The sequence below is a fragment of the Aeromonas sp. QDB30 genome (genome assembly GCF_027707645.1).
In the GTDB taxonomy this organism is placed as follows: domain Bacteria; phylum Pseudomonadota; class Gammaproteobacteria; order Enterobacterales; family Aeromonadaceae; genus Aeromonas; species Aeromonas caviae.
The window spans coordinates 32,707-42,663 of sequence record NZ_JAPCIY010000032.1; the positions used below are offsets into that span (position 1 = coordinate 32,707).

Here is a 9,957-nt window from a genome sequence, read left to right on the forward strand (position 1 = left end):
GCTATTTGATTGTCATTGGTTAAGGCCGCCGATATACTGCGCCACGTGGGTGATGGTCGTCGGTGTTTGAAACGCTTTCGCAAAGCCAGATGTGATATCGAAAATGTTATTTTTGGCTTTCCTGAGTTGTTTTGGTAACAAAAACCTAACAAATGCCACTCCTCGCCCTCAAAGCGTGTGAAAACAATAACTAACGTGCTCAATGGAGCTGAGTGGGCAAAGCCGTGAAAAACAAACAGAGACCTGTAAACCTCGACCTACAGACGATCAGCTTTCCTGTCACCGCCATCGCTTCCATCTTGCATCGTGTCTCAGGGGTCATCACCTTTGTGGCATTGGCCATCTTGCTGTGGATGCTTGGTACTTCACTCGCCTCTCCCGAAGGATTTGAATCGGTCGTTGCCATCATGGACAACTTCCTGGTCAAGTTCGTGCTGTGGGGGATCCTGACCGCGCTGGCTTACCACATCGTGGGCGGTCTGCGGCACCTGGTCATGGACATGGGCTATTGGGAAGAGCTGGAATCCGGTAATCAGAGTGCCCGTGTGGCCTTCGTGATCACCGCGGTTTTGGCGGTATTGGCGGGGGTGCTGGTATGGTAACCAATTCTGCAACTTTCGGGCGCAGCGGTGTTCATGATTACATCCTGATCCGCGCCACCGCCCTCATCATGACGTGCTACGTCCTCTATCTGGTTGGCTTTGTCGCGTTCAACGACATCACCTACGAGGTGTGGACCGGCTTCTTCTCCAACACCTTCACCAAGGTCTTCACCCTGCTGACGCTCGTATGCGTCTTGATCCACGCCTGGATCGGTCTGTGGCAGGTGCTGACCGACTATATCAAGCCGGTCGGACTGCGCGGTGCGCTGCAGTTTGTGCTGGTGGTGGTGCTGTTTGTCTATGTGATGACTGGTTTCGTCGTGCTGTGGGGTGTGTAAGGTGACTATTCCAACTCGTGAATTTGATGCGGTCGTGATCGGTGCCGGTGGCGCCGGTATGCGCGCCGCGCTGCAGATTGCCCAGTCCGGCAAGAGCTGCGCCCTGTTATCCAAGGTTTTCCCGACCCGTTCCCACACGGTCTCCGCCCAGGGCGGGATCACGGTCGCCCTGGGCAATGCCCACGACGACAACTGGCAGTGGCACATGTATGACACCGTCAAGGGCTCCGATTATATCGGTGATCAGGAAGCCATCGAGTACATGTGCAAGACCGGCCCCGAGGCCATCTATGAGCTGGAGAACATGGGCTTGCCTTTCTCCCGCTTTGACAACGGTACCGTCTACCAGCGTCCGTTCGGCGGTCAGTCCAAAAACTTCGGCGGCGAGCAGGCTGCCCGCACCGCGGCGGCAGCCGACCGTACCGGTCACGCCCTGCTGCACACCCTGTATCAACAAAACGTCAAGAACAAGACCACCGTCTTCTCCGAGTGGTATGCCCTAGATCTGGTGAAGAACCAGGATGGCCATATCGTCGGCTGTACCGCCATCGACATGGAGAGCGGCGAGGTCGTCTACTTCAAGGCCAAGGCCACCGTGCTCGCCACCGGCGGCGCCGGTCGCATCTACCAGTCCACCACCAACGCCCACATCAACACCGGTGACGGCGTCGGCATGGCGCTGCGTGCCGGGGTCGGCGTGCAGGACATGGAGTTCTGGCAGTTCCACCCCACCGGTATCGCCGGGGCAGGGGTACTGGTCACCGAAGGTTGCCGTGGTGAAGGCGGCTACCTGCTGAACAAGGACGGCGAGCGCTTCATGGAGCGTTATGCACCAAACGCCAAGGATCTGGCCGGTCGCGACGTGGTGGCCCGTTCCATCATGATCGAGATCCGCGAAGGCCGTGGCTGTGACGGTCCCTGGGGCCCGCACATCAAGCTCAAGCTGGATCATCTGGGCAAAGAGGTGCTGGAATCCCGCCTGCCGGGCATCTGCGAGCTCTCTCGCACCTTCGCCCACGTGGATCCGGTCAAAGAGCCCATCCCCATCATCCCGACCTGCCACTACATGATGGGCGGCGTGCCGACCAGCGTGAACGGCCAGTGCCTGACCCAGGACAAGGATGGCAACGACGTGCCGGTGGTCGGTCTGTTCGCGGTGGGCGAGATCGCCTGCGTCTCCGTGCACGGTGCCAACCGTCTGGGCGGCAACTCCCTGCTGGATCTGGTGGTGTTCGGTCGTGCTGCCGGCATGCACCTGGTGGAGACCCTTGGTTCGATGGAGCACGGTGTGGAAGCCACCGACGCCGACATCGCCAAGGCGCTGGAGCGCTTCAACCGCTGGGAAAACAACCGTGACGGGGAAGACCCGGCCCAGATCCGCAAGGATCTGCAGCGCTGCATGCAGAACAACTTCTCCGTGTTCCGGGAAGGGGATGCCATGGCAGAAGGGCTGGCCGAGCTGAAACTCATCCGCGAGCGTCTCAAGAACGCCCGTCTGGACGACACCTCCAAGGAGTTCAATACCCAGCGCATCGAGTGCCTGGAGCTGGACAACCTGATGGAGACCGCCTATGCCACCGCGGTGGCGGCGAACTTCCGTACCGAGAGTCGTGGCGCCCACAGCCGCTTCGACTTCCCGGAGCGTGACGATGAGAGCTGGCTGTGCCACAGCCTCTATCATCCGGACACCGAGTCCATGACCCGTCGCGCTGTCAACATGTCACCCAAGACCCGTGAGGCGTTCCCGCCCAAGGTCCGGACTTACTGATTGCGGAGCCAAGCACAATGAACGTCACATTCTCTGTCTACAGATACAATCCGGACGTTGATAACGTCCCGTATATGAAGGATTATCGTCTTGATATTCCTGAAGGTTCCGACATGATGGTGCTCGACGCACTGATCCAGCTCAAGGAGCTGGATCCCACGCTCGCCTTCCGCCGCTCCTGCCGCGAAGGGGTCTGTGGATCTGACGGTCTCAACATGAATGGCAAGAACGGTCTGGCCTGCATCACGCCGCTCTCCGATCTCTTGAAGAAGGGCAGCAAGGTCGTCATTCGACCCTTGCCCGGTCTGCCGGTGATCCGGGATCTGGTGATCGACATGACCCAGTTCTACACCCAGTGGGAGAAGGTCAAACCCTTCCTCATCAACGACGAAAAACTGCCGCCCGTGCGTGAGCACCTGCAATCCCCCGAAGAGCGCGCCAAGCTGGATGGCCTGTACGAGTGCATACTCTGTGCCTGCTGCTCCACCTCTTGCCCCTCCTTCTGGTGGAACCCGGACAAGTTCATCGGTCCGGCCGGCCTGCTCGCCGCCTATCGCTGGCTGGCGGACAGCCGCGACACTGCGGCCAGTGAGCGACTGGGCAACCTGGATGACGCCTTCAGCGTGTTCCGCTGCCACGGCATCATGAACTGCGTGAACGTCTGTCCCAAGGGCTTGAACCCGACCAAGGCCATCGGTCAGATCAAGTCGATGTTGCTCAACCGGGCCGTGTAGTATCGGGGCCAGGGCGCCTTGCGCCGGGCCCGACCTCTGGATAGCCATCCCGCCCCGGGATGGCTATGACCCTACAAGCTGCAGTGCAGCGAACAAGATGTACAAGGGATAGAAATGCATAACGGCGTGATGAAGGCCTGGTTGGAGTCATCTCACCTGGCTGGTGCGAATGCAAGCTACATTGAGGATTTGTACGAATCCTTCCTGGAAAACCCCGACTCCGTTGCCGACGAATGGCGCAGCCTGTTCCAGTCGCTGCCCCAGGTCAACGGACATGCAGTAGAACAACCCCACTCCCAGGTTCGCGACTATTTCCGCCGCCTGGCCAAGGACTCCTCCCGTTACAGCGCTCCCGTCTCCGATCCCCAGGTGGATGCCAAACAGGTTCGCGTACTGCAACTGATCAACGCCTTCCGCTTCCGCGGTCACCAGAACGCCAACCTGGACCCTCTGGGTCTGTGGCAGCGCGAGCCGGTCGCCGAGCTGGATCCGGCCTTCCACAACCTGCAAGGTGCAGACATGGAGGCCACCTTCAATGTGGGCTCCTACGCCATCGGTCGCGAGACCATGGTGCTCTCCGATCTGTATGCCTCGCTGAAGAAAACCTATTGCGGCAGCATCGGCGCCGACTACATGCACCTTACCTCCACCGAGGAGAAGCGCTGGCTGCAAGACAGGCTGGAATCCATCGAAGGGAAGGGCAACTATACCCTCGAAGAGAAGACCCGCTTCCTCGAGAGCCTGACCGCCGCCGAAGGGCTGGAAAAATACCTGGGTGCCAAGTTCCCGGGGGCCAAGCGTTTCTCCCTGGAAGGGGGCGATGCCATGGTGCCCATGCTCAAAGAGCTTATTCGCCGCGCAGGTGAGCAGGGTTGCAAGGAAGCCGTCATCGGCATGGCCCACCGCGGTCGCCTCAACGTGCTCATCAACGTACTGGGCAAGCGCGCCCAGGACCTGTTCGACGAGTTCGCCGGCAAGCACGGCGAATCCTGGGGCACAGGGGACGTGAAGTACCACATGGGCTTCTCCTCCGATTTCGCCACCCCGGGCGGCAACGTCCACCTGGCGCTGGCGTTCAACCCGTCGCACCTCGAGATCGTCAACCCCGTGGTCATCGGCTCCGTGCGTGCCCGTATGGACCGCCGCGGTGACAAGGACGGCTCCAGCGTCCTGCCCATCACCATCCACGGTGACTCCGCCATCGCGGGGCAGGGGGTCGTTGCCGAGACCTTCAACATGTCCCAGACCCGTGCCTATGGCGTGGGTGGCACGGTGCGCATCGTCATCAACAACCAGGTAGGCTTCACCACCTCCTATATCCGTGACCTGCGCTCCACCGAATATTGCACCGACATCGCCAAGGCGGTGCAGGCCCCTGTGCTGCACGTCAACGGGGATGACCCGGAAGCCGTGGTGCTGGTGACCCAGATTGCCCTGGATTACCGCAACACCTTCAAGCGCGACGTGGTGATCGAGCTGGTCTGCTACCGTCGTCACGGTCACAACGAGGCCGACGAGCCGAGCGCGACCCAGCCCCTGATGTACCAGAAGATCAAGCAGCACCCGACCCCGCGCAAGATCTACGCCGATCAGCTGATCGCCGAAGGAGCCATCGCGCCGGAGCTGGCCACCACGCTAGTCAACGACTATCGCGATACCCTGGATCGGGGCGAGCGGGTGAGCAAGGAGTGGCGCCCCATGGAGCTGCACTCCGTGGACTGGACGCCGTATCTGGGTCACGACTGGGCCATGGCCTATGACAGCACTGTGCCCATGGATCATCTGAAGGCCCTGGGTGAACGCATCAGCCAGTACCCGGCCACCCATGTGCTGCAACGCCAGGTCGAGAAGATCTACGAAGACCGTCGCCTGATGGCCGCCGGTGAGAAGCTGGTGGACTGGGGCTTTGCCGAGACTCTGGCCTACGCCACCCTGGTGGACAAGGGCTCCCGCATCCGCTTCACCGGGGAAGACTCCGGGCGTGGTACCTTCTTCCATCGCCACGCCGTGCTGCACAGCCAGACCGATGCCAGCACCTACACCCCGCTGTGCAACCTGCATGACGAGCAGGGTCCGTTTGAAGTCTATGACTCCGTGCTGACCGAGAACGCGGTCCTGGCGTTTGAATATGGCTACGCCAGCGCGGAACCGGCCGGCCTCACCATCTGGGAAGCCCAGTTCGGTGACTTCGCCAACTGCGCCCAGGTGGTGGTGGATCAGTTCCTCTCCTCCGGCGAGCAGAAGTGGGGCCGGATGTGCGGCCTGACCATGCTGCTGCCCCACGGTTACGAGGGCCAGGGCCCGGAGCACTCCTCCGCCCGTCTGGAGCGTTACCTGCAGATGTGCGCCCAGCACAACATGCAGGTGTGCGTGCCCTCCACCCCGGCGCAGGTGTTCCACATGCTGCGTCGTCAGGTAGTGCGCCCCATGCGCCGTCCGCTCATCGTGATGACGCCCAAATCCCTGCTGCGCCACCCGCTGGCGGTGAGCAAGCTCGAAGAGCTGGCAGAGGGCACCTTCCAGAACGCCATCGGCGAAATCGATGCGCTGGATCCCAAAGGCGTCAAGCGCGTGGTCTTCTGCTCCGGCAAGGTCTACTACGACCTGCTCGATGCCCGTCGCAAGGCCGAGCAGCAGGACGTGGCCCTGGTACGGATCGAGCAGCTCTACCCCTTCCCGGAAGAGGAAGTGCGCGCCATTCTGGCCGACTATGCCCACGTCACCGACTTCGTCTGGTGTCAAGAGGAGCCGCAGAACCAGGGCGCCTGGTACAGCACCCGTCATCACTACGACAGCGTGCTGCCAAGCCATGCCCGTCTGCGTTATGCCGGTCGCCCGGCGTCGGCCTCACCGGCCGTCGGTTACATGTCCGTCCACGCCAAGCAGCAAAAAGCCCTGGTGGAAGACGCCCTTACCCTGGAATGAACGAGTTGTGGATGAGAGGGCCCGTGTCGGGACCCTCTCTGACCTGGAACAAGCCTGCTGGCCAAGAAGTAACAAGGAACTGATTACATGACTATCGAGATCAAGGTACCGGACCTGCCGGAATCAGTGGCGGATGCCACCATCGCGACCTGGCACAAGAAACCGGGTGATCTGGTTGCCCGTGACGAAGTGCTGGTTGACATCGAAACCGATAAAGTCGTGCTGGAAGTGCCCGCGCCGGAAGCCGGCGTACTGGGCGACATCCTGCAGAGCGAAGGGGCCACCGTGCTCTCCCGCCAGCTGATCGCCATGCTCAAGCCGGCCCCCGTTGCCGGTGAAGCGACCAGCGAGAAGCCGGTGGAAGCCGTGGCCGATGACGCTGCCGATGGCCTGAGCCCGTCCGTGCGCCGCATGGTGGCCGAGCACGACATCGACGTCGCCAAGCTGACCGGCACCGGCAAGGGGGGTCGTGTCACCAAGGAAGACGTGGAAGCCTTCATCAAGAATCTGGGCAAGGCTCCCGTGGCTGCGCCGGCTGCTGCCGCTCCCGTGGCTGCCGCACCGGTTGCCCCGCTGGCCGGTCGCACCGAGAAGCGTGTGCCCATGACCCGTCTGCGCAAGCGCATCGCCGAGCGTCTGCTGGAGGCCAAGAACACCACCGCCATGCTGACCACTTTCAACGAGATCAACATGGCGCCCATCATGAAGCTGCGCAAGCAGTACGGCGAGATCTTCGAGAAGAAGCACGGCATCAAGCTCGGCTTCATGTCCTTCTACGTCAAGGCCGTGGTCGAATCCCTCAAGCGCTACCCGGAAGTGAACGCGGCGCTGGACGGTGACGACATCGTCTACCACAACTACTTCGACGTCAGCATCGCCGTCTCCACCCCCCGTGGTCTGGTGACCCCGGTGCTGCGCGACTGCGACAACATGAGCCTGGCGGACATCGAGAAGGCCATCAAGGATCTGGCCGGCAAGGGCCGTGACGGCAAGCTGACCGTGGATGAACTGACTGGCGGCAACTTCACCATCACCAACGGTGGCGTGTTCGGCTCCCTGATGTCCACCCCCATCATCAACCCGCCCCAGAGCGCCATTCTGGGTATGCACAAGATCCAGGACCGCCCCATGGCCGTCGACGGCAAGGTCGAGATCCTGCCGATGATGTACCTGGCGCTCTCCTACGATCACCGCATCATCGACGGCCGCGAGTCCGTGGGCTTCCTGGTCTCCATCAAGGAGCTCCTGGAAGACCCGACCCGTCTGCTGCTGGATGTCTGAGCAAGCGTGACTGAAAGATAACGAGGGGCCGCCCAGGCCCCCATTCACAGGGGATTGAGAAACACGAGCCCCGGACGGAAATACCTACAACACGGATAGAGCATCTATGAATCTGCATGAATATCAGGCAAAACAGCTGTTTGCCGAGTATGGCCTGCCGGTCTCCGAAGGTTATGCCTGTGCCACCCCGCAGGAAGCGGCCGAAGCGGCCGACAAGATTGGCGGCAACACCTGGGTCGTCAAATGCCAGGTCCACGCCGGTGGCCGCGGTAAAGCGGGCGGCGTCAAGCTGGCCAAGAGCAAGGACGAGATCCGCGCCTTTGCCCAGAACTGGCTCGGCAAGAACCTGGTGACCTATCAGACTGACGCCAATGGTCAGCCGGTTACCAAGATCCTGGTGGAGTCCTGCACCGACATCGCCAAGGAACTGTACCTGGGCGCCGTGGTCGACCGTGGCTCTCGCCGCGTGGTCTTCATGGCTTCCACCGAAGGTGGTGTGGAGATTGAGAAAGTCGCCCACGAAACCCCGGAACTCATTCACAAGGCTGCCATCGATCCCCTGGTAGGCCCGCAGCCTTATCAGGCCCGCGAGCTGGCCTTCAAGCTGGGTCTGGTCGGCGATCAGATCAAGCAGTTCACCAAGATCTTCATGGGCCTGGGCCAGATGTTCCTGGACTGCGACTTCGCCCTGCTGGAGATCAACCCTCTGGTCATCACCGACAAGGGCAACCTGCACTGCCTGGACGGCAAGATCAACATCGACGCCAACGCCCTGTACCGTCAGCCCAAACTGCGCGAGATGCACGATCCGTCCCAGGATGACCCCCGCGAAGCGCACGCCGCCCAGTGGGAGCTGAACTATGTGGCCCTCGATGGCAACATCGGCTGCATGGTCAACGGCGCGGGCCTGGCCATGGGCACCATGGACATCGTCAACCTGCACGGCGGTTCCCCGGCCAACTTCCTGGACGTCGGCGGCGGCGCCACCAAGGAGCGCGTGACCGAGGCCTTCAAGATCATCCTCTCCGACAGCAAGGTACAAGCCGTGCTGGTCAACATCTTCGGTGGCATCGTGCGCTGCGACATGATCGCGGAAGGCATCATCGGCGCCGTCAAGGAAGTGGGTGTGAAAGTGCCCGTGGTGGTGCGTCTGGAAGGCAACAACGCCGAACTGGGTGCCCGTAAACTGGCCGACAGCGGCCTCAATATCATCGCCGCAACGAGTCTGACTGACGCAGCTCAGCAAGTGGTAAAAGCAGCGGAGGCCAAATAATGAGCGTTCTGATCAACAAAGACACCAAGGTGATCTGCCAGGGCTTTACCGGCGGTCAGGGTACCTTCCACTCCGAACAGGCCATTGCCTACGGTACCCAGATGGTTGGTGGCGTGTCCCCGGGCAAGGGTGGCACCACCCACCTGGGCCTGCCGGTGTTCAACACCGTCCGTGACGCCGTGGAAGCCACCGGCGCCACCGCCTCCGTCATCTATGTACCGGCCCCGTTCTGCAAGGACGCCATCCTGGAAGCCATCGATGCCGGTATCAAGCTCATCGTCACCATCACCGAAGGCATCCCTACCCTGGACATGCTGGACGTCAAGGTGAAGCTGCAGGAAACCGGCGTGCGCATGATCGGCCCCAACTGCCCGGGTGTCATCACCCCGGGTGAGTGCAAGATTGGCATCATGCCGGGCCACATCCACAAGCCGGGCAAGGTGGGCATCGTCTCCCGCTCCGGCACCCTGACCTACGAAGCGGTCAAGCAGACCACGGACGAGGGCTTCGGCCAGTCCACCTGCGTCGGTATCGGTGGCGACCCCATCCCGGGTTCCAACTTCATCGACATTCTGGAGATGTTCCAGAACGATCCGCAGACCGAAGCCATCGTGATGATCGGCGAGATCGGCGGCAACGCCGAGGAAGACGCGGCGGCCTACATCAAGGCTCACGTCACCAAGCCGGTGGTCTCCTACATCGCGGGTGTCACCGCCCCGGCTGGCAAGCGCATGGGGCATGCGGGCGCCATCATCGCCGGTGGTAAAGGCACTGCCGCAGAGAAATTTGCCGCCCTGGAAGATGCCGGCGTGAAAACCGTGCGCTCCCTGGCCGATATCGGCAAGGCCCTGCGTGAAGTAACTGGCTGGTAAGTTCTTTAGCCTGTTATCTCGGATAGCAAAATGCCGCCCTTTGGGGCGGCATTTTTTATGGGGATAGTTTGCTTTTTCGCCTGCGTAATACCAATCGGATTAAACATTAGGTCAGTTTTATCCAATCTCGGCTACAAAGTGACATCACCCGCTCCACATCGGCA

8 protein-coding genes are annotated in these 9,957 nt (G+C 61.3%); all 8 read left to right on the forward strand.

Annotation, left to right across the window (positions count from 1 at the left end; translation table 11 throughout):
• Positions 1 to 212: 212 nt before the first annotated feature.
• The 8 genes from sdhC (at position 213) to sucD (ending at position 9,793) form a co-directional block, all read left to right on the forward strand.
• Positions 213 to 602, forward strand: a complete 390-nt coding sequence (gene sdhC / locus PG896_RS11570) for a succinate dehydrogenase cytochrome b556 subunit (protein WP_029314418.1) — start codon at positions 213 to 215, stop codon at positions 600 to 602.
• A complete protein-coding gene (gene sdhD, locus PG896_RS11575) occupies positions 596 to 940 on the forward strand; it encodes a succinate dehydrogenase, hydrophobic membrane anchor protein (protein WP_010674495.1) in 345 nt (114 codons plus the stop codon). Before sdhC ends, sdhD begins: the two co-directional genes overlap by 7 nt.
• 1 nt (position 941) lies before the next feature.
• Positions 942 to 2,708, forward strand: a complete 1,767-nt coding sequence (gene sdhA / locus PG896_RS11580) for a succinate dehydrogenase flavoprotein subunit (protein WP_029314421.1) — start codon at positions 942 to 944, stop codon at positions 2,706 to 2,708.
• Positions 2,709 to 2,725: 17 nt separating this feature from the next.
• Positions 2,726 to 3,442, forward strand: a complete 717-nt coding sequence (locus PG896_RS11585) for a succinate dehydrogenase iron-sulfur subunit (RefSeq protein ID WP_010674497.1) — start codon at positions 2,726 to 2,728, stop codon at positions 3,440 to 3,442.
• Between the two features lie 114 nt (positions 3,443 to 3,556).
• On the forward strand, positions 3,557 to 6,367 hold the full coding sequence (sucA, locus tag PG896_RS11590) for a 2-oxoglutarate dehydrogenase E1 component (protein ID WP_039040079.1): 2,811 nt from the start codon (positions 3,557 to 3,559) through the stop codon (positions 6,365 to 6,367).
• Positions 6,368 to 6,454: 87 nt separating this feature from the next.
• A complete protein-coding gene (gene odhB, locus PG896_RS11595) occupies positions 6,455 to 7,648 on the forward strand; it encodes a 2-oxoglutarate dehydrogenase complex dihydrolipoyllysine-residue succinyltransferase (protein ID WP_221366465.1) in 1,194 nt (397 codons plus the stop codon).
• 106 nt (positions 7,649 to 7,754) lie between these two features.
• Positions 7,755 to 8,921, forward strand: a complete 1,167-nt coding sequence (gene sucC, locus PG896_RS11600; protein ID WP_005300220.1) for an ADP-forming succinate--CoA ligase subunit beta — start codon at positions 7,755 to 7,757, stop codon at positions 8,919 to 8,921.
• A complete protein-coding gene (gene sucD / locus PG896_RS11605) occupies positions 8,921 to 9,793 on the forward strand; it encodes a succinate--CoA ligase subunit alpha (RefSeq protein ID WP_005300222.1) in 873 nt (290 codons plus the stop codon). Before sucC ends, sucD begins: the two co-directional genes overlap by 1 nt.
• Positions 9,794 to 9,957 lie beyond the last annotated feature (164 nt).